Origin of the sequence: Metabacillus arenae (assembly GCF_014773385.1) — a bacterium.
GTDB lineage: Bacteria > Bacillota > Bacilli > Bacillales > Bacillaceae > Metabacillus_D > Metabacillus_D arenae.
Window position 1 is genome coordinate 1 of sequence record NZ_JACXAI010000006.1, and the last position, 22,852, is coordinate 22,852.

Annotated in this window: 21 protein-coding genes and 3 pseudogenes; 20 read left to right on the forward strand and 4 right to left on the reverse strand. The window is 37.7% G+C overall.

Going from position 1 to position 22,852, the window contains the following annotated elements; genetic code table 11:
* Nucleotides 1–200 precede the first annotated feature (200 nt).
* Nucleotides 201–617, reverse strand: a pseudogene (locus IC621_RS26370) (IS3-like element ISBth8 family transposase); the annotation flags it as partial.
* A gap of 90 nt (nt 618–707) precedes the next feature.
* Between IC621_RS26370 and IC621_RS06510 the strand changes: the two are divergent.
* The gene (locus IC621_RS06510) at nt 708–1,502 is read left to right on the forward strand and encodes a sugar phosphate isomerase/epimerase family protein (RefSeq protein WP_191156920.1); all 795 of its coding nucleotides are present in this window, start codon (nt 708–710) and stop codon (nt 1,500–1,502) included.
* 241 nt (nt 1,503–1,743) lie between these two features.
* Nucleotides 1,744–3,195, forward strand: coding sequence for a GMC oxidoreductase (locus IC621_RS06515; RefSeq protein WP_318153013.1), 1,452 nt, complete (start codon nt 1,744–1,746; stop codon nt 3,193–3,195).
* A gap of 239 nt (nt 3,196–3,434) precedes the next feature.
* On the opposite strand, the pseudogene IC621_RS06520 reads toward IC621_RS06515, so the two are convergent.
* A pseudogene (locus IC621_RS06520) lies at nt 3,435–3,512 on the reverse strand (TetR/AcrR family transcriptional regulator); the annotation flags it as partial.
* A 247-nt stretch (nt 3,513–3,759) separates the two neighbouring features.
* Here IC621_RS06520 and IC621_RS06525 point away from each other — a divergent pair.
* The 7 genes from IC621_RS06525 (at nt 3,760) to IC621_RS06555 (ending at nt 11,774) form a co-directional block, all read left to right on the forward strand.
* Nucleotides 3,760–4,053, forward strand: coding sequence for a carboxymuconolactone decarboxylase family protein (locus tag IC621_RS06525; protein ID WP_224752359.1), 294 nt, complete (start codon nt 3,760–3,762; stop codon nt 4,051–4,053).
* 24 nt (nt 4,054–4,077) lie between these two features.
* The gene (locus IC621_RS06530; protein ID WP_191156924.1) at nt 4,078–4,824 is read left to right on the forward strand and encodes an SDR family oxidoreductase; all 747 of its coding nucleotides are present in this window, start codon (nt 4,078–4,080) and stop codon (nt 4,822–4,824) included.
* Nucleotides 4,825–5,106: 282 nt separating this feature from the next.
* Nucleotides 5,107–5,940 carry an SDR family NAD(P)-dependent oxidoreductase gene (locus IC621_RS06535; protein WP_224752360.1) on the forward strand — a complete coding sequence of 278 codons (834 nt, stop codon included), beginning with the start codon at nt 5,107–5,109 and terminating at the stop codon, nt 5,938–5,940.
* A 259-nt stretch (nt 5,941–6,199) separates the two neighbouring features.
* Nucleotides 6,200–6,955 carry an SDR family NAD(P)-dependent oxidoreductase gene (locus tag IC621_RS06540; RefSeq protein WP_224752361.1) on the forward strand — a complete coding sequence of 252 codons (756 nt, stop codon included), beginning with the start codon at nt 6,200–6,202 and terminating at the stop codon, nt 6,953–6,955.
* A gap of 156 nt (nt 6,956–7,111) precedes the next feature.
* The gene (locus IC621_RS06545) at nt 7,112–7,852 is read left to right on the forward strand and encodes a RibD family protein (protein ID WP_191156928.1); all 741 of its coding nucleotides are present in this window, start codon (nt 7,112–7,114) and stop codon (nt 7,850–7,852) included.
* Between the two features lie 462 nt (nt 7,853–8,314).
* Complete coding sequence (locus tag IC621_RS06550) at nt 8,315–10,249, forward strand: beta-glucoside-specific PTS transporter subunit IIABC (RefSeq protein WP_191156930.1); 1,935 nt, start codon at nt 8,315–8,317, stop codon at nt 10,247–10,249.
* A 367-nt stretch (nt 10,250–10,616) separates the two neighbouring features.
* Nucleotides 10,617–11,774, forward strand: coding sequence for an MFS transporter (locus IC621_RS06555; protein ID WP_191156932.1), 1,158 nt, complete (start codon nt 10,617–10,619; stop codon nt 11,772–11,774).
* A gap of 394 nt (nt 11,775–12,168) precedes the next feature.
* Here IC621_RS06555 and IC621_RS06560 read toward each other — a convergent pair whose 3' ends face one another.
* Nucleotides 12,169–12,813 (reverse strand): SDR family oxidoreductase, encoded by a 645-nt coding sequence (locus IC621_RS06560; protein ID WP_191156933.1) that lies wholly within the window; start codon nt 12,811–12,813, stop codon nt 12,169–12,171.
* 845 nt (nt 12,814–13,658) lie between these two features.
* Here IC621_RS06560 and IC621_RS06565 point away from each other — a divergent pair.
* The 3 genes from IC621_RS06565 (at nt 13,659) to IC621_RS06575 (ending at nt 15,644) form a co-directional block, all read left to right on the forward strand.
* Complete coding sequence (locus IC621_RS06565; protein WP_191156935.1) at nt 13,659–13,886, forward strand: DUF2187 family protein; 228 nt, start codon at nt 13,659–13,661, stop codon at nt 13,884–13,886.
* A 38-nt stretch (nt 13,887–13,924) separates the two neighbouring features.
* On the forward strand, nt 13,925–14,107 hold the full coding sequence (locus IC621_RS26975) for an aspartyl-phosphate phosphatase Spo0E family protein (protein WP_191156937.1): 183 nt from the start codon (nt 13,925–13,927) through the stop codon (nt 14,105–14,107).
* Nucleotides 14,108–14,417: 310 nt separating this feature from the next.
* Nucleotides 14,418–15,644: a CAP domain-containing protein gene (locus IC621_RS06575; protein WP_191156939.1), complete on the forward strand. Its 1,227-nt coding sequence runs from the start codon at nt 14,418–14,420 to the stop codon at nt 15,642–15,644.
* 249 nt (nt 15,645–15,893) lie between these two features.
* Here the strand turns inward: IC621_RS06575 and IC621_RS06580 are convergent, their stop codons facing one another.
* The gene (locus IC621_RS06580; protein ID WP_191156941.1) at nt 15,894–16,874 is read right to left on the reverse strand and encodes an aldo/keto reductase; all 981 of its coding nucleotides are present in this window, start codon (nt 16,872–16,874) and stop codon (nt 15,894–15,896) included.
* Between the two features lie 191 nt (nt 16,875–17,065).
* Here IC621_RS06580 and IC621_RS06585 point away from each other — a divergent pair, with 191 nt between their 5' ends.
* The 8 genes and pseudogenes from IC621_RS06585 to IC621_RS06615 all read left to right on the forward strand — a co-directional run bounded on the left by IC621_RS06585 (nt 17,066) and on the right by IC621_RS06615 (nt 22,723).
* Nucleotides 17,066–17,968 (forward strand): AraC family transcriptional regulator, encoded by a 903-nt coding sequence (locus IC621_RS06585; protein ID WP_191156943.1) that lies wholly within the window; start codon nt 17,066–17,068, stop codon nt 17,966–17,968.
* Between the two features lie 37 nt (nt 17,969–18,005).
* Nucleotides 18,006–18,150 (forward strand): annotated as a pseudogene (locus tag IC621_RS27150) (CAP domain-containing protein); the annotation flags it as partial.
* A 702-nt stretch (nt 18,151–18,852) separates the two neighbouring features.
* Nucleotides 18,853–19,560, forward strand: coding sequence for a response regulator transcription factor (locus IC621_RS06590; protein WP_191157277.1), 708 nt, complete (start codon nt 18,853–18,855; stop codon nt 19,558–19,560).
* A gap of 6 nt (nt 19,561–19,566) precedes the next feature.
* Nucleotides 19,567–20,913: a sensor histidine kinase gene (locus IC621_RS06595; protein ID WP_191156945.1), complete on the forward strand. Its 1,347-nt coding sequence runs from the start codon at nt 19,567–19,569 to the stop codon at nt 20,911–20,913.
* 47 nt (nt 20,914–20,960) lie between these two features.
* The gene (locus IC621_RS06600; RefSeq protein ID WP_191156947.1) at nt 20,961–21,305 is read left to right on the forward strand and encodes a PepSY domain-containing protein; all 345 of its coding nucleotides are present in this window, start codon (nt 20,961–20,963) and stop codon (nt 21,303–21,305) included.
* A gap of 9 nt (nt 21,306–21,314) precedes the next feature.
* Nucleotides 21,315–21,482 carry a hypothetical protein gene (locus IC621_RS06605; RefSeq protein ID WP_191156949.1) on the forward strand — a complete coding sequence of 56 codons (168 nt, stop codon included), beginning with the start codon at nt 21,315–21,317 and terminating at the stop codon, nt 21,480–21,482.
* Between the two features lie 237 nt (nt 21,483–21,719).
* On the forward strand, nt 21,720–22,316 hold the full coding sequence (locus IC621_RS06610) for a beta-class carbonic anhydrase (protein WP_191156951.1): 597 nt from the start codon (nt 21,720–21,722) through the stop codon (nt 22,314–22,316).
* Between the two features lie 38 nt (nt 22,317–22,354).
* On the forward strand, nt 22,355–22,723 hold the full coding sequence (locus IC621_RS06615; RefSeq protein ID WP_224752362.1) for a SulP family inorganic anion transporter: 369 nt from the start codon (nt 22,355–22,357) through the stop codon (nt 22,721–22,723).
* Nucleotides 22,724–22,852 lie beyond the last annotated feature (129 nt).

A 22,852-nucleotide genomic window follows, 5' to 3' on the forward strand; every position in this document is an offset into this window, starting at 1 on the left:
TAACTTTCTCCATTCCCCATGTTTTTCTTAATTATACAAAAAAGTACCCTATAGGTAGACTTTTTTTTAATGTCTACTCTATAGGGTACATTTTAATATGCAGGGCTGGTTTTTTTTATACATTTTTTATAAGATGCTTTGCGGTTTATCGTTTCTCAACCCCCCATACTCCTCCTTTGGGAAATAAAGCGACTTTATAAAGAGAAAGGACGAGACATTCGTTTATATCTGAAATATGGATGCAATTTATGAATGGCTAAAATATGGTCTTTTATCAATAGATTTTCCTCAAGGCGCAAGGAACGTTTAGAGTGAGTCTTACTCCCATTTGTAGTAACCAGCTCTTGATACCTTCAGCTATTTTTAATAGCCAATTTAATGGATGTTTCTTTCTTAGGTAATCAATGATTTCAAGACTTTGAGCTTTTATGACCACTCCTTCCCATGTAGATTTGATTACGCTTTTTTAGGTATTCTACCTGCGCCTTAAAATTAGAATTCTCATCTTCTAAACTAGTAAAATTCTTTTTGTTCCATTTCCCTCGTTGATCATCATAAGACTCCCCATTTTGATATTTCTTCACCCAATCCGCAATTTGTGCATCATTTTTAACTCCTATGCGTAGGGGGGAGGTTCATTTAGGTTCTATCGAAAGTTTTAATACAATAAACTATCTTGATGACAAATTAATAAGGTGAATTTGGTTATGAAATTTTACAAATTTGGTAAAAGCATGTGGGAATCGGGGAAAATACCTCCTGGAATTCAGCTTTATACAGTAAAGGACGAGTTTAAAGAAAATACTGTGGGAACGTTAAAAACGTTAGCCGAGATGGGACATAAAACAGTAGAATTCGCCGGCTACAATAATATTCCATCTTCATTAATGGCAAAATACTTACAACAATTTGGTTTAAAGGCGCCAGCATCTCATGTGTTGCTAGAAAATTTAAAAAAGAATTTAAAGAAAGAGATACAGTATGCAAAAGAAGTCGGTATTCAATATATAGTCATACCTACTGTGTCTAAAGATACATTCTATGATCAAAAAAAATATCAAGAATTAATAACTTCAATAGAAAGAATAGCTAAACAATTAAAGCACCATCACATACAGTTAATCTACCATAATCACGCTCATGAATTTGAACAACTCTCAAGCGGTGAGTTTGTACTTGATCGATTTATACGAGATGTTGGAAGCAATCTAATACAATTAGAACTCGACCTTTACTGGGTAAAAAAAATGGGCTTAGATCCAATAAAAATTTTGCAGCGATATAAAGGAAACGTTCCACTTATTCATGTGAAGGATATGGATAAGGAAGGAAAAACAACTGAATTAGGAAAGGGAATTATCAATTATCGATCCATTCTTTCAATACTGTGTGAAGTAGGAGTGAACTATTATTTTATTGAACAGGAAGATTTTAAGCGGTCTCCATTAGAAAGTGCACAGTTAAGCTTAGAGTATTTACATTCAATGCTGGAGAGTCGATGAAATGTATATCAAAGAAAAAGACAATGGATGGTATGTAAATCGTACGATTGAGTACAAAGAAAGTACGATTGATTTTTATCTAATTGATATAGAAGGATAAAAAAGCGATCATGCACTTATTTAAGAGACCTTGGGTGCATTCATGTTTTGAAGCTTCTTATTTTAACAGTAGATAAAAACCAAACCTATTCTGTAGTAAATTTGATATAAAATTTTAATAGATAGAGGGTTACAAAAGGGAGTGTTTACCTTGCAGGTTTATCCAAATAATTGGATTCCATCCAAATCATTGGTACAAATGTCGAATGCGACTTATGATGTTCTAATCATTGGGAGTGGTGCAGGTGGAGGAGCAACGCTTTATAGATTATGCGAATTATGGAAGAATCATGGTGCTAAGAGGATTGGAATACTAGAAAAAGGAAATAAGTTATTTCATTCGCACGCACGGAATATCCCTACTATGAATAGTTTTCGCTTGTTCAATCAATTATGGCCTGATAATTCGACTCACGTTGGGGCTCGTCTGCCTGAATTTTCAGGGGCTAGACTGACGTTTGCGCTTGGTGGAAGAACGTTGTTTTGGACCGCTATCACACCGCGGCCCCCTCATTATGAAGTCAAAAAATGGCCTGTTAATCTCCATGAGATGGATGTGTATTTTCGAATGGCTGAGAAGGTGATGGGCGTCAATACAGCTTATGCAAATGGATCGTCGATGCAGCAAGTTCTTTTGAATCGGCTTTTGGCAAACGGCATTCCCGAAGCAACTGATCTTCCGATTGGCATTGATATGAATGGTTCTCACTTAGGGGAAATTCACTCCAATGCCTGGTTTAGTTCTATTAACTTCCTTGCTTACGCCATAAATAACAAGTCGTTTGATCTTGCAGTTAACGCTTATACTACCCAAGTTCTTGTTGAGAACGAAAAAGTAATTGGTGTTAAAGCGTTTTCGCCTGACAAGAAAGCCCACTATATCTTGGCTAAAAACGTGGTAATATCAGCCAGTGCTTTGGAAACCCCACGTATTTTGCTTCATTCAGGCATCCAAGGGCCGGCGATTGGACGCTATTTGACCAATCATTCGTTTTTAGTAGGCACAGGACGAATCAGTCGGAGGCAATTCGCGGAAAATCTCGGCAACGTGGCCATCTTGAAGCCTGAAACACGTCAATCTCCATATCAAATTCAAATAGTAGGACCGGGTCAATATTTTTCATACCAGCAATTTGAAGAAAAGGAGCTCCTAGAGGACCTGATTGTGTCAGAAGGAGCCTACGGCAGAGTAGAGTCTCGATTCGAAAACAGGATTTACCTAGACCCTTCCGAGCGAGACGAATATGGGGTTCCAATGATGCAAGTCAACTTTTCCTACAGCGACAGGGATAGGGAAGTAATCAATCAAATGGCCCAGGGAATCATCCAATCCGCATCGGCTATGGGAGTCATTTTGGATTCCGTCCCTGCCTTTTTTCCGCCAGGAAGCGATTTTCATGAGTCCTGTACATGTCGGATGGGTAACGACCCTTCTACCTCCGCAACGAACCGTTACGGCCAAATTCACGAAGTTTCCGGACTTTATGTGGCCGATAACAGCGTTCTTCCTTCTCTTTCCGCCGCTAACCCTACTCTTTCCACAGTCGCTTTAGCAATCAGAATGGCAGATCATATTGTCAGACAATCCAAATGAGATTCAGATAGAAGGCTTAGGAAGAAATTTTGTTCTGGTACAAAAACCTGAAAACAATTATGGGGAGTGAAATAACTTAGCTTGATGGGCATAGGGTCCTGAAGGCAAAACGCTGATACTATACCATAAGACATTTTCTGGAATTGGAAACCCTGATTTCCTTACGCTATGCAGGAAATCAGGGTCTTTTTTCCCTGAGTGCTTTCGCTAGGCTGTTTTGACGGAAGTATGAGCCCAGTTTTTTCAGACATCAGTTCAATCACAGCTTTTTTTAGCGCTTCTTGAGATTTTACAATTCTTCTATCTACTTTTGACATTGTTAAGTCACCAAACTTTCTTAAAGTTAATTAACAATTTTAATTGATTTGTTTACTAATAAACATATTGTGTTCATTTAACCATTGTAAGCATTCTGTATTTGTATATAATTATATACAGGTGTCCATTAAAGTATCGATGTTTATTTTATGAGCATTTAACTAACTTCGAAATAATAGAAGTAGCTTAAAATGAAAGAAGGGATATAAAATTTCAAATTCAAAAGAACTTACTCCTGCCCAGAAATTGATCGGAGATTTTGCTCCAAAACTTGTACAATTAAACGATGATGTTTTATTTGCAGATGTATGGGAGCGTATGGAGCTTTCTCCACGTGACCGCAGTTTAATTACTGTATCTTCATTAATAACGGGCGGGAATACACAGCAATTAGGCTTTCATTTAAACAAAGCAAAAGAAAACGGTCTTTCGGAAGAAGAACTTATTGAAGTCATTACCCATCTTGCTTTTTATGCTGGGTGGCCAAAAGCAATGTCAGCCATTATGGTTGCTAAAGAATTGTTTTCGAAAGAAAAATAAAAATAACGAAAGGATGTTATTAGAATGTCAAATATTCAAAATAAAGTTGTAATCATTACTGGTGCTTCTAGTGGGATTGGAGGAGCTACCGCAAAAGAACTTGCATCTAAAGGTGCGAAGTTGGTATTAGCGGCTCGTCGTGAAGATCGTCTAAAGAAATTACAAGAAGAGATTCAAAATAATGGCGGGCAAGCTATTTATAAAGTTGCAGATGTCAGTTCACGTGAACAAATGGAAGAGTTAGCTGCGTATACTCTTGAAAAGTATGGAAAAATTGATGTTTTAGTGAATAATGCTGGAATTATGCCCCAAGCTTTTCTTTTCAAAAAGAAAGTTGATGAATGGGATAAAATGATTGATGTGAATATTAAAGGCGTTCTATATGCTATTGCTGCTGTTCTTCCATCTATGAGAGAACGTAAATCAGGTCATATTATTAATCTTTCTTCGGTAGCGGGACATAACATTTATCCAGGCGGAACGGTTTATTGCGGTACCAAACACGCAGTAAGAGCAATCTCTGAAGGTTTACGTCAAGAAGAAGCGATGAGCGGTACAAATATCCGTGTAACAAATGTTTCTCCAGGGGCTGTCAGCAGCGAACTGTTGGAAACTACCTCAGATTCAGAAATGAAAGCAGGTTTAGATGAATTTTACAAGGTGGCAATTGATGCAGACAACATTGCTCGTGCGATCTCATTTGCAATTGAGCAACCATCGGATGTTGGTATTAATGAAATGATTATTCGACCAACCGTTCAACAAGGTTAATTATAATCTATTTATCTGCCCCAGTTATTACAACTATGGGGCAGTATTTTTATCAAAACATTATGAAAACAGATTAAATAGAGTGAGAAAGACAAGCCTTAATTTATCAAAAGGGATAACCAACCTGGAAAGACTATGGCTGAGCTCTTTGCAGCTATTCAAAAAAAATTAGATTTGGATTACTGCATCTTCTTGTACTGAACCTACTACAAAGGGTGATATATCAAGTTTATGCATAAAAGATTGCAATCATAGGTGTAATTGAAAAGAGGGAATTTAATAATGGATATTTTAAAAGGTAAAGTCGCAGTAGTAACAGGTGCTGGATCAGGTATTGGATATGCCATAGCAAAGCGTTTTATTGAGGAAGGTGCAAATGTTGTTGCTGCTGATATTAGTGAAAGTGTTGCTGGTTTAAAATCTGAATTTGGAGAAAGCGTTTTACCAACTAAAACCGATGTAACTAATGAAGAAGATGTTGTCTCTATGATTAAACAAGGAACTGATCACTTCGGGAAAATTGACATCATGTGCAATAATGCCGGATCGACCGGTGATTCTTCAGCCATCACCGATATCAGCAAAGATGGATTTGACAAAACCTTTGCACTCGACACACGTTCAGTGCTGTACGGTCACAAACATGCCGCTCGTCAATTTCGAGAGCAGGGAACAGGCGGTTCAATCATCACAATGGCTAGTGTTGCCGCACTTCAAGGCGGTTGGTCGTCAGTAAGTTACACCACAGCAAAACATGCAGTCGTCGGTATTATACGGCACGCTGCCAAGGAACTAGGAACTTATGGTATCCGTTCTAACGGAATTGCGCCAGGGGTCATCATGACGCCGCTTATCGCGAAAGCCTTTGGTGTGCCACAACAAAAGGCTGAAGAGCTTAACAAGTACATCGATGAACATCTCGGTTCAGAGCAAGCCTTGAGGCGCTACGGCAAGCCTGAGGACATAGCTAACACAGCCTTGTTCCTCGCAAGTGACCTGTCTGCCTATGTCAATGGCGTCGTCATTCCGGTAGATGGTGGGATTTCTTCCTACACCCTTAGCACGAGTGACGCGGATATCACCGAGGTTGCCAAGAAATTTTTGGAAAATAGTTGAGTATTGACGAAATCTTAAAAGTTTCGACTTGATAGACAAGAGAAGGATTAGATGGATTTTTACAAATTGGCAATTGATGATGACATTCATTGACGTGTAATCTGATTTACAATTGTGCAACTATTGGATTTAACTATGAAAATGATTATTCGTCCAACAGTTCAAGTAGGTTAATTAAAAAGAATACGTTGTTATTTTAAATTTATAAACTATAAAAAATTATCATTATGTCAGGAGGAGATGTAGGTTGGAAAAATTATTGTTAGGAAAAACTGCTATTATTACGGGTGCTAGCAAAGGAATTGGCAAAGCGGTTGCTGAGCTATTTGCCGAAGAAGGAGCTTCAGTTGTGTTAACTGCTCGTGGTAAGCATGAACTGAACGAAACGGTGGCTGGAATCAAGGCAGCAGGCAACAATGCCATTGGCATCGTCTCTGATGCTAACTCAGCGGAAGGGTGTAAGAATGTTTTTGCTACTGCAATAAAAGAGTTTGGACAAGTAGACATTGTTGTAAATAACGCTGGTTATGGTGATATGAGTTCAATTGAAGAAACAACCGACGAGCATTTCTTAGAGGTCGTAAATATCAATCTGGTATCCACATTCCGATACTGCCGGGAGGCTGTTCAGCATTTTATGCCTAGAGGTGAAGGTGTGATTATCAATGTTTCATCAGTAAACGGTGAAAGACCGATATGCGGCGTTGCCTATACCGCAACTAAAGGTGCTGTAAATACACTCACAAAAAATATTGCTATTCGTTTTGCTGGAACGAGGATTCGTTGCAACGCATTGAGTCCAGGAGTGACTGAGACCTCTATGGCAGAGGCATGGGCATCTGGAAATTTACCAGGTGGTAGTCTTATGATGGAACATGCCGAAAAGTATGCAAATTTATCCCTTCCTCCTACTAAACCAATCGATCAGGCGTATGCTGCATTGTATTTAGCTAGTGATAATTCCAGAGCGGTCACTGGGCAGGTACTTCAGGTTTGTAACGGGGCATTTCTTTAATTATCTTCTCGTTTTATTGTATTTTACATTTTGAAGGTTTAGGTATAGAAGAAGCGATTAGTAGTGGTGCAAATACCAGGTTTATCCAGGGGCTGTCAGCAACGAATTGTTAGAAACTACTATAGATCCATTGATGATATTATGGAGGTTTTTATTATGAGCAATAGAAACGATTTAGGCGGCACGAGCCGTCCTTATATTGTTTGTCACATGTTGACTGCTGTAGATGGTAAAATTACTGGCCCGTTTATGAAAACACCAGAAGCAAGAATTATTAACGAGGAATATGAGCGCACCAATGAAACTTATCATCCGCAGGCGTGGATGTGTGGCCGTGTAACGATGGATGATTATTTTACCTTGGGGCACAAACCGGAATTGGAGGAAAACGTATCTGTTTATCCACGGACGGATTATGTAGCAAATCCGAATGCAGAAATGTATATTGTTTCGGTTGATCCTTCCGGCAGACTGGGATGGACACAAAATTATGTTGATTACCTATCAAGACCGAGGGCCCACATCATTGAAGTGCTCACTGGTAAGGTATCTGACGCATATATCGCCTATCTGCGAAAGTACGGGATTTCCTATATTTTTGCAGGTGAGGACAGTTTGAACTGTGCGCTGGCAGCGGAAAAGCTAAAATCCTTATTTGGTATCAAGGTACTGATGTTGTCGGGCGGCGGTTTTCTGAACTGGTCATTTCTTCAGGAGGGTCTGATAGACGAATTGAGTATCGTAATGGCACCACTGACTGATGGCGAAACGAATACAGTGACTCTGTTTGAGAAAGCGGATTATTTGCCGCCAAAAGCGCCAGTGGCATTTTCACTCGAAAGTGTCGAACCTGTTAATGGGGATGGCGTCTGGCTCCGATATACCGTGAAAAAATAAGTCCGTTGCTTGAGATTTAAGTATTCTTCTATCCACTTTAGAAATTTTGAGGTCACCAAACTTTCTAAAAGGAAATTTAACAATTATATTTCAATGAACAAATCGCGTTTATTTAACAATTGCAAGCGTCCTGTAAAATATATCCATGTGATAAAGGTAGACATTGAGAGGGTAATCCAGTTTTTATTATAATGAACAATTATGTTTTATTTGTTCATTAATGTACAAGATGCATGAATTTGACAATTGAAAATGCTTTCTTTCTGTTTATAATCATAGATGTAAACAGTTTCATGACTGTAGCTGATTTAATAACGAAATAAATTAAAAAATTAATAAAGTGATACAGGATTGTTACTGGTCATGCAGGCAAAACCTAAATCGCTAAAATCGTGGACTTTTTATGTCTTCAATTTTAGTGGTTTAGGTTTTTCTTTTTTAAAAAAATGGAGGTGTATAGACTTGAGGTATGAAAAATTAGGAAAAGAAATACTGGAGTTAGTCGGTGGAAAAGAAAATGTGAAGAGCGTAATACATTGTGTGACGAGATTGCGCTTTAAATTGAAAGACGAGAATAAAGCGCATACAGAGGCGTTGAAAAATATGGATGGTGTAGTCACTGTCATGAAAAGCGGTGGCCAATACCAAGTAGTCATTGGTAATCATGTTCCAGAGGTATACAAGGCTGTTGTAGCTGAAGGAAGATTTGAGTCTGCAAAGCCAGTTACCTCAAATGACTATGATAGCCCAGAGAAAAATGGTCTGTTTAATAATTTGGTCGATATTATTTCGAGTATATTTAGCCCTGTATTGGCACTTTTAGCAGCAACAGGGATCATCAAAGGTTTTAATGCATTATTTGTGCATTTAGAATGGTTAACAAGAGAATCAGGAACATACCAATTATTAACTGCAATTGGCGATGGCTTCTTTTTCTTCCTGCCAATCTTTTTAGGATATACAGCAAGTAAAAAGTTCGGCCTAAATCCATTTACAGGTATGGCAATTGGTGCTGCATTAGTTCACCCTAGTATTGCTGCAATCAGAGCAGGAGAAGCAGTTACTACATTATTCAGTGGAACAGCTCTTGAATCGCCCATTCAAATAACATTTTTAGGTATACCAGTCATTTTAATGAATTATGCATCATCAGTCATTCCAATTATATTAGCCGTTTATGTAGGAGTAAAAGTGGAAAAACAGTTGAACAAAATAATTCCGAGTGTAATTAAATCCTTTGCAGTGCCATTCTTCACGCTATTAATTGTCGTACCGTTAACATTTTTAATGATTGGTCCAGTTGCAACTTGGACTGGGCAGCTAATTGGCGCAGGTACCTTATGGGTTTATGAAACTGTACCTGTCATTGCGGGGCTTATTCTCGGTGGGTTCTGGCAAGTTTTTGTCATCTTTGGTTTTCACTGGGCTCTTGGACCAATTAAAATTAACAACATTGCAACAATGGGTTCTGACGCATTTCTTGCAATGACTTTTGCTGCAACATTTGCACAAACAGGTGCTGTTCTTGGGGTATTCTTAAAAACAAGAAATAAAAAGCTGAAAACATTAAGTGTTCCGGCACTTATATCAGGAATCTGCGGTGTTACAGAACCAGGGATTTACGGGGTAACATTGCCTCTTAAAAAACCGTTTATCATCAGTTGTATTGCTAGTGGTGTTGGTGGAGCTATTATTGCTGTGTTAGGTGCACGATCATATTTTTATGGACCGCTCGGGATATTTGCTTTTCCGGCATACATCAATCCATCAGAAGGTCTAAACGGTGAATTCTGGGGTATGATCATTGGGATTACAGTTGCCTTAGTTTTAGCGTGTGTTCTCACAGTCCTATTTGGTGTAAAGAATACAAATGATGTTGCTGCAACTGAAACTCAAGAAGTAAACGTTAATCGAGAAACCAAAAAAGAAGAAGTTTTAAGTCCAATCAATGGGGAAGTTATCGACCTTACTAAAGTCGTAGATCAAGTTTTCTCTTCCGAAGCAATGGGTAAGGGTGTTGGCATTGTTCCAACAAAAGGACGAGCAGTATCACCAGTAAATGGTGTAGTAACAACTCTTTTCAAAACAAAACATGCAATCGGTATTACTTCTGATAAAGGTGCTGAAATTTTAATTCATATTGGTTTGGATACTGTTCAATTGGAAGGTAAACATTTTACTGCTTACGTACAACAAGGTGAAAGAGTAAATGCTGGTGATTTACTAGTTGAATTTGATATTGAGAAAATTAAAGAAGCTGGCTATGATGTGACAACACCAGTAATTGTTACGAATTCTGCCATTTATACAGAAATCACAACAACAACGCAAGGAAATGTAGGAGAAAAAGAGCCCTTGTTGATCCTAGATATCCACGCTAAAGACAATATTGCTTAATTTTGTTGCAAGGTGACTTATCTCCGTAATGTGTAAACCAAACTCAACATATGGTTTCGCCTGATGCTGAGACCGTGTATTACTAGAAAGAGAGGAATTCAATATTGAAGCACACACAATTAAAACCATTTCATGGTTATCAGACTTCCTTAAAGATAATTAACATTTTTTATTGATTTGTTCACTAATGAACAAAATGTATTCATTTAACTATTGAAAGCATTCTGTTTCAGTTTATAATTGTAGACGTATGTTCATTAATGTACCAATATATATATTTACAGGAATCAAATTTAACTAAATAGAAGTAAAACTTAAATTGAAAGAAGGAATAACACTAAATTATTCACCAGAGGAGGAATGAAACGTGGAACGCCTATGGACGAAGTCGTTTATTCTCATGACCCTAGGGATGCTTTTCCTATTTACCGCATTTTATATGCTGTATCCAACGCTTCCTTTATTTATCAAAGAGATGGGCGGCAACGAATCGCAGGTCGGTCTGGCAATGGGAACGTTTATGCTGTCAGCCGTTATTTTTCGCCCGATTGTTGGCGGGCTGCTGGACCGGTTCGGCAGGAGTCCATTTATCGTCTGGGGGCTGCTTCTTTTCGCTGTGGCGATGTATATGTATGACTGGGTCGGCGGAATCGCTGTTTTGATGGGGCTCAGAATATTGCATGGGATGACATGGGCCCTTTCCACAACCGCCATTCTCACGGCAATTACGGATATGATTCCTTCTAACCGCCGCGGCGAAGGCATGGGATGGTCTGGCATGGCCATGACCCTGGCTATGGCAGTCGGCCCGATGTTCGGTCTCTTGGTTACACAGAGTTTCTCGTATCATGCTTTGTTTCTATTCGCTACCTGCCTCTCTGTTGCAGCACTCCTCATGACGTTTGGAGCAAAAATGCCTTTCCGGCCGCAATTGGGCGGAAGGGGAATCGAATTTTTCGAAAAATCGGTCTTGCCTGCCACGGCATCAGTTTTTTTTCTGTTTATCGCTTATGGGGGCATTACCACCTTTGTCCCGCTTTTCGCTGACTCGATCGATGTAAATTCCGGCACGTTCTTTTTGGTCTATGCCGCCACGCTTATACTAATTCGTCCAATTGCGGGGAAACTTTCGGATCGGTACAGTGAGACATTTGTAATTGTACCTGCCCTGGTGATTACGATTTCGGCCTTGATTGCCTTGAGCTTCTCGACCGGATTGTTCGGCGTGCTTTTTTCGGCGGTTCTGTACGGAATTGGTTTCGGTTCCGCACAGCCGGCACTTCAAGCAGCAACGATAAGTCTTGTGCGCCCGGACCGTACAGGGGTAGCCAATGCTTCTTTTACGACTGCTACCGATCTCGGTATCGGGCTAGGTGCGATCATGCTAGGCTGGGTTTCCCAGTACACGAGCTACCAAGTATTGTTCACGGTCAGCGCCGTGTCGGTCGCGTTTTCATTGTTGATGTTCACTTTTTTTGTGAAACGTTTGTTGAAAAACAAACTAAAACAAGTTGAAGCAGCTTAACTAAACTATAAAAATGCAGGTATTTCTTCGGTTTAGACTACTTATTCGCAGGATTTCTAACAACGTGATCAAACATTAACGAGAAATCGGAAAAAGTCTAGAAACCTTTTGACTTCACGAGGGCTTACGGAAATAGATGAGTTAGAAACAACCCAATTCAAAAGATAATTAACAATTCTGATTGATTTGTCCAATAATAAACAAATGGCGTTCATTTAACCATCGCAAGCACCCTGTATCTTTATTTTATAATTATAGACAGATGTTCATTAATGAAGGCAATTCAATTGGTTCTTCTAACTTATCTTTTCTAAGGACGCCAATATAAGGTTTTTCCACTAGATACATTACCCAGATAAGGAAACGCACCTAATTTCGTGGATGGAATAGCATTTTATAACGTTTTTAGCGCCTCTTCGATTGGCGTTTCTCCACCAATCATGTCAAAGGCTTTACCAATCGTATGAACATCGTCCAGTGAAGCAACAATGGCTGATGCAACATCTTCACGAGGAATTTGCCCGCGTTCAAGATCAACCGCCACTTTTACTTTCCCAGTTCCAGGATCGTTGACCAGGCCCCCTGGACGGATAATTGTATAATCAAGGCCGCTCTTCTCTAACCAAACATCTGCGTAATACTTGGCCGCACTATAGTACGGTGCATTACTCATCCATTTGTCACGATGATGAACACCAATTGCACTAACAATGACGAAACGTTTCACCCCAGCTTGTTTGGCCGCCTCCATTGACTTAATGGCTCCGTCCAAATCAATCATCATTGTTTTATCTGCACCCGTATGGCCGCCTGAACCTGCTGTAAATACAACCGCATCCGCACTCTTTGCTGCACCCGCGATATCATCAATGCTCCCTTCCAGATCAACGAGCACTGTTTTGGCTCCTTGCTCTTCAAATTGCGCCATTTGCTCTTTCTTTCGAACCATAGCGATAGCGTTATGCTCATTTGAATCTTGTATTTTTCTCACAACGTGTTGGCCTATTTGGCCGTTTGATCCTATAATAAGTACGTTCATAATTCCTCTTCCTTTCTGTTTAATAATACTCCTTTTAACGTTATTCCCAATCGGTCAAAATGGCAAACGTATTCGACTATTGGATGGCCATTACATGTTCAAGAATACTAATATATCACCATTCTTGAATTAATGCCTGTAAAAAATCAATACTGATTAATTAACATCTATCTATAAGTATAGACAGAAGAAGAGCGCTTTCAATTGTTAGATGAATGCTATTTGTTGCTTATTGAACAAATTAATCAATCCTGTTAATTATCTTTCAAAAAGTTTTGTGTCCTACTCTGATCAGTTCGAATACTTTATGAGTCATTATTTATTCTTTTCGACATGTAACAAGTAAAGGAGCCCCTTATTTTCGTAGCCGGTTCCTTGAGTTTTAGAGTTCAAGAATGAAGTGGAGATAACAGAAGGAATAAATTACTGTCTAAGCGAAGATGATGTTATTGTTCAATTTATTGGAACGGCTTACTTAGGGTTGTAGAGTGGCGGTTAATAAATGGAATGACTAATCACCTCATGGCATGGCAGAACGGATAACATCTTCTTTGGATTATTGGAAAGATCATAAATTTACCATTGAAATCCAAGGAAAAGCTGAAATGATAAATCAACAATTATATAGATTAATCATGAATTAAAAGAGTTTCCGATAAACTTATTGCTTCTTGTTTATTGTATTCTCATTAATTTCTAATCTTTCTGTTATTTTATTCTCATTTATCATCTCTAAAATAGAATTCAGATTAAACAAAAGAAGGTTCGTCTAAAAATCATCCAGATGAATCCATAAACCTCGAGCATCAAGCTTTATAAAATCGATAGAAGGTCATTAAATTAAAATGAAAAGAAAGAAGATGAATAAAATGGGTGAATTGCTTGTGGGATTACAAGTTTCATTTATAAGAAATAACACAAAGGTCATTGGGAAAATCATTAAAGCATTAGACCGCTCTGCTATTATAGAAATAAGCGAGGAAGATGCTGATAAAATCGAATCACCTAGTATTTTAACGGTTGTAAACCATAGTAATTATAAAATCATCATGAACCAAGGTACCATAAATTAAGAGTATAGTACTTAATTTCATAAGGAATGAGATGAATTGTGAAAAAAGCAGAATCATTCAATATAATCCCTCAAAATGAAAATAACCTAGTAATTGAACAAAAACGTAAACAAATGATACACTCGGCAATGACTAAGGGAATAACCAACTCTCAAACTCTTAGGATATCAGAAGAATTAGATGCAGCCATATTGTCAATTATGAAAAATGAGCATGTTTAGCCGGTTTCTTAACGTAATGGAAATCGGCAAAATGTGTCCAAGTAGTGTCTAAACGTACAATTTCCAGGATTGGTGTTGTAAGCTCTAAATAGGGCAGTCAATCGAAGAAATCTTGAAGAGATAAAAAATAAGAAGAATTTTTTCCTTTCTATATTCCTTTTATAAAACATTATTATAGGTCTATATCAAGAACCCTGCCCATCAATCCTATAAGGAGACTATATTTCCACCTGAGCGGTTAGCAGTCTCGGTTCAAAAAAATTTCAGAAATAAAAAGTACGAATATAAATTGAAATTGGAGAGTGTAGTTATGAAACGGTTTATTCTATTAGTAATGATTGTGGTAATCGGTTATGTTTCAAAGCCGTTATGGGAGGAGCCAGTTCAACAATTTATTCCTTCATCTGTAACGGATTCCATCGGTTCAACAGTCAATTCGGTAAAAGAAAATCCAGATATCAATTTTGCGATTGATACTTTAAATCAGCAAATAAAATCTCTATATACGACGTTCAATAATCAGCTGTTAGAATCAAACGAATCGAACGTTGAAACACCAAATCAGCCGTCAGAATCAAGTGATTCGAACATTGAAACACCAAATCAGCCGTCAGAATCAAATGATTCAAACGTTGAAACACCAAATTTAACAGCTCCTAAAGAGCAAATGTTTTCGATTCATAATATTGAATTAGGTGGGTCAAGAGCTGATGTCGAGCAGGAAATTGGAAAGCCGAAGCGGACTTCAATAAATGAATATGGTGTCAGCTGGGAAGCCTATCATGAAAATTACCAAAATTTCATCATGGTTGCTTATGATGAAAATAATATTGTTCGCGGCCTTTATACCAATCAAGATTTGATTGCCTCTTCAGCGGGAATAAAACTGGGAAGCCCTAAGCAATTGGTCCAGGAACAGCTCGGCACCCCTGAATCAATCATGAGAAAAGGGTTGATCAATTATGAGATTAATCGTAATGGAGAATATGATGTATTCCAGCGCGACAACAGCTATGTCACGGTTTTTTATGATAAGCATGAAAACAATACGGTAACAGCCATTCAAGTGATCGATGAAAATCTGGAACAAAACAAAAAAGCTCTTTATACCAAATCAAGCCAACAGCTAAAGGCAGGCTTTGAATATCAGTTGTTTGATTTAACAAACGCTTCAAGAGTAAATCATGATCTGCCCATATTAACATGGGATAATCACGTGAGAGAAACGGCCCGGGATCATAGCTTAGATATGGCGGAAAATCAGTATTTCGACCATACAAATTTACAAGGCCAATCTCCATTTGATCGTATGAGGGAAGACAATGTTCGTTTTATGACGGCTGGTGAAAACCTCGCATATGGTCAGTTCAGCAGCATCTTCGCCCATGAAGGTCTGATGAATTCCTTAGGACACAGAAAAAATATCCTCCAGGAAAATTATGAATATTTAGGGGTCGGAGTGGCATTTAATAACGAATCACAGCCTTATTATACTCAAAATTTTTATAGCGATTCCTTGTTCTCTATAGAATCTTAATTAAATTGTATTGAAATGGACATAACTCACCCCCTTTACGGAAATTTTGTACGCTTAGCAAATTCAATCATAAAAAAGTCGAATTCCTGTACATATGAGTGGTGGTTAAAAAATGGAATGGCTATCCACCTCGTGTCATGGCAGAAAAAGTGGGTGATTTGTTAGAGAGAATTGTCTAGTCATTGATTATAGAATATGAGAAACCCCAATTTTCCTATGGAAAATTGGGGTTTCTTTTACATGTCGAAATTAATTATGACCTACTATTCGATGCGGTACGTATGGCTCTTCAAGGAATCCAATTTCTTCAGGTGATAACTTTACTGACAAAGCTCCTACAGCGTCTTCAAGATGGGATATTTTCGTAGCACCGATAATTGGTGCTGTTACTGTCTCTTTCTGTAATAACCAAGCAAGTGCAATGTGTGTGCGAGGAACACCATGTTTTTCTGCAATAGATGCAACTCGCTCTACAACTAATCTGTCGGCATCAGCAGTTGCATCATACTTGGATTTTTGGACCTGGTCTGTCTCAGATCTATGTGTTGTTACTGACCAGTCACGCGTTAATCTCCCTGATGCAAGAGGGCTATATGGAGTCACACCAATTTTCTCCTCCTTACAAAGAGGTAACATTTCTCGTTCCTCTTCACGGTAGATTAGGTTTAAGTGGTTCTGCATGGAGACAAACTTTGTCCAACCATTTTTTTCAGCCACCTGTAAAGCCTTTTGAAACTGCCAAGCATACATGGCAGAAGCACCAATATATCTTACTTTTCCAGCCTTCACCACATCATGCAATGCTTCCATCGTTTCTTCAATAGGGGTATTGTAATCCCAACGGTGGATGATATAAAGATCTGCGTAATCCGTTTCCAACCTCTTAAGACTTTTATCAATTTCACTCATGATTGCTTTTCGGGAAAGACCCGAACCATTTGGACCTTGATGCATTTGTCCGTGTACTTTTGTCGCTATTACGACTTCATCACGATTAGCGTAATCTTTCAGAGCTCGTCCAAGATATTCCTCACTTGTTCCTAGTGAGTATACATTTGCTGTATCAAAAAAATTAATCCCTATCTCAAGGGCTTTTTTTATAACGGATCGAGAGTCCTCTTCGTTAAGTACCCATTGGTGAAGCCATTTAGTTGCGTCTCCAAAGCCCATACATCCAAGACAAAATCGAGATACGTCTAAGCCTGTATTACCAAGTTTCACATACTCCATTCGATTGTTCCTCTCTTTCCTTAATTAGCCACGTTTTATCGTGACCTATTTACAATTCATTATGTCATAAATAATAAAGAAACCCTTATCCCATTCCTGCCAAGTTTTTGCCTAATCCTCTCAAACCCTCTTACACAATCAATGAATATCAGATATAATGAATCGACGATGAAGAAAAAGGAGAATAAGTTATGACTGAGAAAATCTACAAACAGCAAAGTGAACTAGCTAATCTCATTGAGTGCTTTTCAAAACAGGACGGTGTTCACCCTACAACTATTCCATCTTTATTTCTCATCCGTGAATCCATTATTACTGAACCTATTTCAAGAGTAAGCGAGCCGTCTTTTTGTATTATCCTCCAAGGAGAGAAAGAGGTACTATTGGGAGAAGAACGTTTCTTGTACGGTCCTGGTAATTATATTGTGGCCTCCGTTGATTTGCCAGTGACAGGACAAGTAATTAAAGCCTCACCAGAATCTCCCTACCTAGCTCTCAAACTTGAATTTACACCGAGCCAAGTCTTAAAAGTTATAAATGAAACAGATATTCAATCTGGACAAGGAAAGAACACAAATAGAGCAATGTTTGTATGCGAAGTAGAATCATCTTTGTTGGATGCAGTACTCAGATTAGCTAGATTATTAGAGAATCCAAAGCATATTCCTGTTCTTGCTCCTTTATTTACAAAAGAAATTATCTATTGGATTTTACAAGGACCACATGGTGAAGCGCTTGAACAAATGGTATTAGAAGGTAGTAATGCCACTAGAATAAAAGAGGTTATAGACCACATCATCAATCATTTTGAAGAGGCTTTTCGAATTGATGAACTTGCTGAAATAGCGAATATGAGTGTTTCATCGCTCCATCGACATTTTAAAGAGGTAACGGCTATGAGTCCTATTCAGTTTCAAAAACAACTGAGATTGCAGGAAGCAAGACGCTTATTATTAGCTGAATCAACAGATATAGCTGATGTTGCATTCAGGGTGGGTTACGAAAGTCAATCACAATTCAGTCGAGAATATTCACGTATGTTTGGCCTCCCACCTAGAGTAGATATAATCAGACTGAGAGAGAACTACGTTTAACAGAGAAAGTGCACAAATAGTGAAAAGTTGAATGTAAAATAAAGGTCTGATGAATTCCTTAGGACACAGAAAAAAATATCCTTCAGGAAAATTATGATTATTTAGGGGTTGGAGTGGCATTTAATAACGAATCACAGCCCTATTATACTCAAAATTTTTATAGTGATTCCCTGTCTTTATAAATTGGTTCTGTAACAATAGATTTACGGATGAAAAATAAAGAGGGAATAGCAGTCGGTTGAACACTGTTCTTCCCTGAATAACGTTAAATGTGTTTGCAAGTTCATGCTGATGTTTGTATTTTCGCTCAAGCATATGAGATTCTCCTGATTTCCTTCATCTTTGAAAGTTTCATTCTATCGCATATTCGTCGTTTGCGTAATTGGTTGTTAGAGGATTAGGCAATCATTTGATACGAATGGGATAACGGAAGCTTTTTCATTTGTTGCATAATTAGGAGTACATAGTCTCCTAAATCACTTAGTGTAGAACAACATTAACTCTATTTTTTGTTTTAATGGAGGTTCTAAAAGCAAAACGCGGATATTTAACGATGATACATTTTCTAGAAGTAAATCCCTAATTCCCTACTCTAATAAGGAAATTAGGGTCTTTTAAAAATTGGTCCATCTTGACATTTTGAAGGTCACCAAACTTCTTTAAAGATAATTAACAATATTAATTTATTTGTTCATTAATGAACAAATTTTGTTCATTTGACGATTGCAAGCATCTTGTTTCTGTTTATAATTACAGACAGTTGTTTATTAATGTATCAATTTTTATTTAATTATGGGTATGAAATTTAACTAAATCGAAGTAACGCAAAATGAAAGGAGGGATATAAAATGTCAAATCCAAAAGGACTCAGTGCCGCACAGAAAATGATAGGAGATTTTGAACCCGTACCTAACAAAGTTTTAATCATTGAAGATGAAACAAAAATTGCGAGAATCATCAAATTAGAGCTTGAACATGAAGGGTACAAGGTTGAAACAGCCGAAACCGGCATAACAGGGCTTGAAAAATTTAGTAACGAACAATGGGACCTTGTTTTACTGGATATTATGATACCAAAGTTAAACGGGATGGAAGTCCTTCGAAGAATTCGAGCGTCAGGGGATATGACACCCATTATTTTATTGACAGCAAGGGATTCTATTCCTGATAAAGTGAGTGGGCTTGATCATGGTGCTAACGATTACATTACAAAGCCGTTTCAAATTGAAGAGTTGTTGGCAAGAATTCGTGCGTGTTTACGAATCAATCAAATGATGGAGAAAAAAGCAGACGAACAAATATTAACGATTGCAGATTTAAAAGTTGATAAAAAAACACGAATCGTAACACGTGATTCCACAAATATTGAATTGACTCCTCGAGAATTCGATTTGCTCATTTTTCTGATACAGAATCAAAACCAAGTACTAAACCGAGAGCAGATATTAACGCATGTTTGGGGCTTTGATTACTATGGAGGTACAAACGTCGTAGATGTATATATTATGTACTTGCGCAAGAAAATTGATGATTCCTTTCATTCTCCGCTTATCCATACAGTCCGTAGAGTTGGATATGTCATAAAGGAGTAATGTTTTATGAATATCCGAAATAAAATCCATTTGTTTTTAACTGTTTCAGTGCTATTGATCAGCCTTGCGATTAATACATCTATTTATTTTTTATTTTACACACTTACAACGAACGATAAATTAAATCACGTTCGTTTACAAGCTGAACATATTGCTGGAGCATTGAAACCTGTTACTAATGACATGAATATAACTGAAATTTTGAATTCGCGATTACCATTGAATGGAATGATTCGTGTTGTAAATGAAGATTCACATTCCATTATGACCATTACAAAGGAATCGGAATTTACAGAATTTAAACCCACATTTAAAAACTCACAAACAGCTGAATTGAAATCAGTCAATGGCATTCAGTATGCTGTTTCAAGTTTTCCAATTATATGGCACGACGGAAATATTATGATGTTAGAAGTTACGGCAAGTATGGCATCTGCATATGAAAGTTTAAAAATCTTGAAGCTTGTGTTAACTTTCGCTTCACTTATTGTTCTGATTCCTTCATTTTTAGCTGGCAGAATGCTGGGCAACATTATTTTAAAACCAATCAATTCAATGATTGAAACGATGGAGGAAATTCAACGAAAGAGCATATTTAAAAAGCTTGAGTTAAAAACACAATCAAAAGATGAATTATACAAATTAGGAAGTACGTTTAATAAAATGATGGATATCTTAGCAAAAAACTTTGAAAAACAACAGCAGTTCGTATCTGATGCTTCCCATGAATTAAAAACACCGCTAACTGTTATTGAAAGCAACGCAAGTATGCTGAAAAGATGGGGGATGAAAGATCAAGCTCTATTAGAAGAATCTGTGGAAGCCATCTATTCAGAAGCCGTCAGGATGCATGAAATGACAAAGCAAATGCTCATGCTTGCAAATCATGATGCAGAATGGAATTTAGATATAAAAAAAGTGGACTTTGTTTCGCTTAGTAAAGAGACAAGTAAACTGATGAAAAATGCTTATGGCCAACACATTTCTGTACACACTCTATATGATAGAGTTATAGCAAATGCAGATAAGCAAAAAATGAAGCAACTATTGTTTATCTTGCTAGATAATGCGTTAAAATACAGCATGTCACCAATTGAGCTTTATGTTGGATATGAAAAAGATCACGTTTTTTTCACTGTGAAGGATCATGGAATTGGCATACCAAAAGAAGATATCGCACATATTTTTGATCGCTTCTATCGGGTCGATAAAGCGAGAAACCGGGAAACTGGGGGAATTGGGCTGGGTTTATCCATTGCAAAACAGATTGTGGATTCTCATGGTGGAAACATAAATGTCGTTAGCAAAGAGGGAGAAGGTACAAGTTTTACTGTAACTTTACCGAATAACTAATGGTTTCTCATTAAATTTTATGTTTTTAAGGGAATAGGTGAAACCGTATGAACCCAAAGAAAATTGTTTTTCTTTTCAGCTTTCTAATCGTAGTGTTCATTATTGCCGAAGTTCAACAAATCGTTGCAGATAGAGACCAAAGGATGTTGACTGCTGCAGAAATAAAAAGAAGCATTCAAACAAAATACCCAGGAAAGATCGAGGATATCAAGTTTAGTAAAATAGCGGAGAATAAAATGTACGTAGTAGATTTGGAAGGTCAAAATAAGGTATATACGTTAAAAGTTGATGCTTATTCGGGAGAGATTTTGCATTTAACACAATTGAAAGAAATTGTATCTGAAAATTCAGCAAATATTGAAAATGAAGAGATTGCCTCTTTTTCTTCTTGAGAAAAGAAGATGAAAAATTGGTCAAAAGTAAAACTTTCCAAAAAAGAAGAGATAGGCATAAATATCAATGCCTATACAGGAGAAGTCTTTCCATATCGTGGGATGATTGATCTTTCCAGTAGAAGTGAAGTGAAAGAAAAGAAGAACCTGAGTAAACGAACTGAATCTAAACAGTAGAGGGAGAGGCCCAAGATGTCATAGGGCTCTCCCTTTTTCTTTAATTTTCTAACGAAATTCTTATCATTTTTTAATCTTCCTATTATTTTCCCCTAATTTAGGAGTCTTAAGATGAATTAAAGCTTAAATAAAAGGAGGATGCTCGGGAATCTACATTTCATATAGCTTTTTGTAGGATGCTTACATTAAATTTTAAAAATTGTGAGAAAAGCCTAAGGATAGAAAGGGGAAAAATAAATGTCTATTATTTCTAGAATCATAGATTACAACAATACTTTTGTAGATCAAAAAGTATATCAAGAATTCCATACCACGAAATATCCAGACAAAAAACTAGTCATCCTGACTTGCATGGATACTCGCTTATTGGAATTGCTTCCAAAAGCAATGGGCCTGAGGAATGGGGATGCAAAAATGATAAAAAACGCTGGAGCTGTTGTCTTCCACCCTTTTGGCAGCATTATGCGAAGTATTCTTGTAGCCATTTATGAATTGAAAGCTGAAGAAGTGTGTGTGATTGGACACCACGGATGCGGAATGGTTGGCCTTCAATCTTCTTCTATTCTTGAAGCTGCGAAGAAAAATGGAATTAGCGAAGGTCAAATCGGTGCCCTTTCGAACGCCGGAATTGATTTATCAACATGGCTGTCAGGCTTTCATTGTGTAGAGGAGAGTGTCACAAATAGTGTCCATTTGATCAAAAATCACCCTTTAATACCAGATAATATTGCCATTCATGGTCTGGTCATCCATCCTGAAACGGGTAAATTAGATCTCGTTGTAGATGGATATAGCGAAATTAATCTTGAAAACAATGAAAAACTCACTGTGTAAAGGGAGGATGTGATAAATGATTACCTCTAGCAGGTGTTATGGAACAATTTTGGCCATTTTCAGAAAGACCTCGTTGCCTGATTGGTAGTTGGGATTGGGGTGATTCCTTTAGCGGTGGCTATTGCTGTTGCTTCTGGGATTTAAACCGGAGTAAGAAATCTACACGAAAATTATTGCCGGAATCCTTGTTTCTCTTAGGCGGTTCCAAATATCAAATTGCGGGTCCGACTGGAGAGTTTGTTCCTATCTTCTTTGGGGGTGTCATTCAATTTGGATATGAAAACCTGTTTATTGCCGGGTTTATGGCAGGAATTATCTTTATTCTGCTGGGGGTTTTCAAACTTGGGAGTTTATCAAATTCATCCCCCGCCTATTACAATTGGGTTTACTGCCAGCATGGAATATGAGCTAACGAAAAAAATGGCATATGTGCTAAAAACCAAAACAGCCGATTCTCAGGTGCTAATTGTTACTTCTCTTCTGACCGTTTTACCGACCTTACTAAATTGTTGGAATCTCAACTCAAGTCAGTTTTA

Coding starts and splice junctions, on each gene's coding strand:
- IC621_RS06585 (WP_191156943.1), top strand. CDS start 17,066: ATGACTGAGAAAATCTACAAACAGCAAAGTGAACTAGCTAATCTCATT.
- IC621_RS06530 (WP_191156924.1), top strand. CDS start 4,078: ATGTCAAATATTCAAAATAAAGTTGTAATCATTACTGGTGCTTCTAGT.
- IC621_RS06545 (WP_191156928.1), top strand. CDS start 7,112: ATGAGCAATAGAAACGATTTAGGCGGCACGAGCCGTCCTTATATTGTT.
- IC621_RS06565 (WP_191156935.1), top strand. CDS start 13,659: ATGAAAAGAAAGAAGATGAATAAAATGGGTGAATTGCTTGTGGGATTA.
- IC621_RS06510 (WP_191156920.1), top strand. CDS start 708: ATGAAATTTTACAAATTTGGTAAAAGCATGTGGGAATCGGGGAAAATA.
- IC621_RS06615 (WP_224752362.1), top strand. CDS start 22,355: ATGGAACAATTTTGGCCATTTTCAGAAAGACCTCGTTGCCTGATTGGT.
- IC621_RS06580 (WP_191156941.1), bottom strand. CDS start 16,874: ATGGAGTATGTGAAACTTGGTAATACAGGCTTAGACGTATCTCGATTT.
- IC621_RS06590 (WP_191157277.1), top strand. CDS start 18,853: ATGATAGGAGATTTTGAACCCGTACCTAACAAAGTTTTAATCATTGAA.
- IC621_RS06595 (WP_191156945.1), top strand. CDS start 19,567: ATGAATATCCGAAATAAAATCCATTTGTTTTTAACTGTTTCAGTGCTA.
- IC621_RS06605 (WP_191156949.1), top strand. CDS start 21,315: ATGAAAAATTGGTCAAAAGTAAAACTTTCCAAAAAAGAAGAGATAGGC.
- IC621_RS06535 (WP_224752360.1), top strand. CDS start 5,107: ATGGATATTTTAAAAGGTAAAGTCGCAGTAGTAACAGGTGCTGGATCA.
- IC621_RS06560 (WP_191156933.1), bottom strand. CDS start 12,813: ATGAACGTACTTATTATAGGATCAAACGGCCAAATAGGCCAACACGTT.
- IC621_RS06600 (WP_191156947.1), top strand. CDS start 20,961: ATGAACCCAAAGAAAATTGTTTTTCTTTTCAGCTTTCTAATCGTAGTG.
- IC621_RS06610 (WP_191156951.1), top strand. CDS start 21,720: ATGTCTATTATTTCTAGAATCATAGATTACAACAATACTTTTGTAGAT.
- IC621_RS06575 (WP_191156939.1), top strand. CDS start 14,418: ATGAAACGGTTTATTCTATTAGTAATGATTGTGGTAATCGGTTATGTT.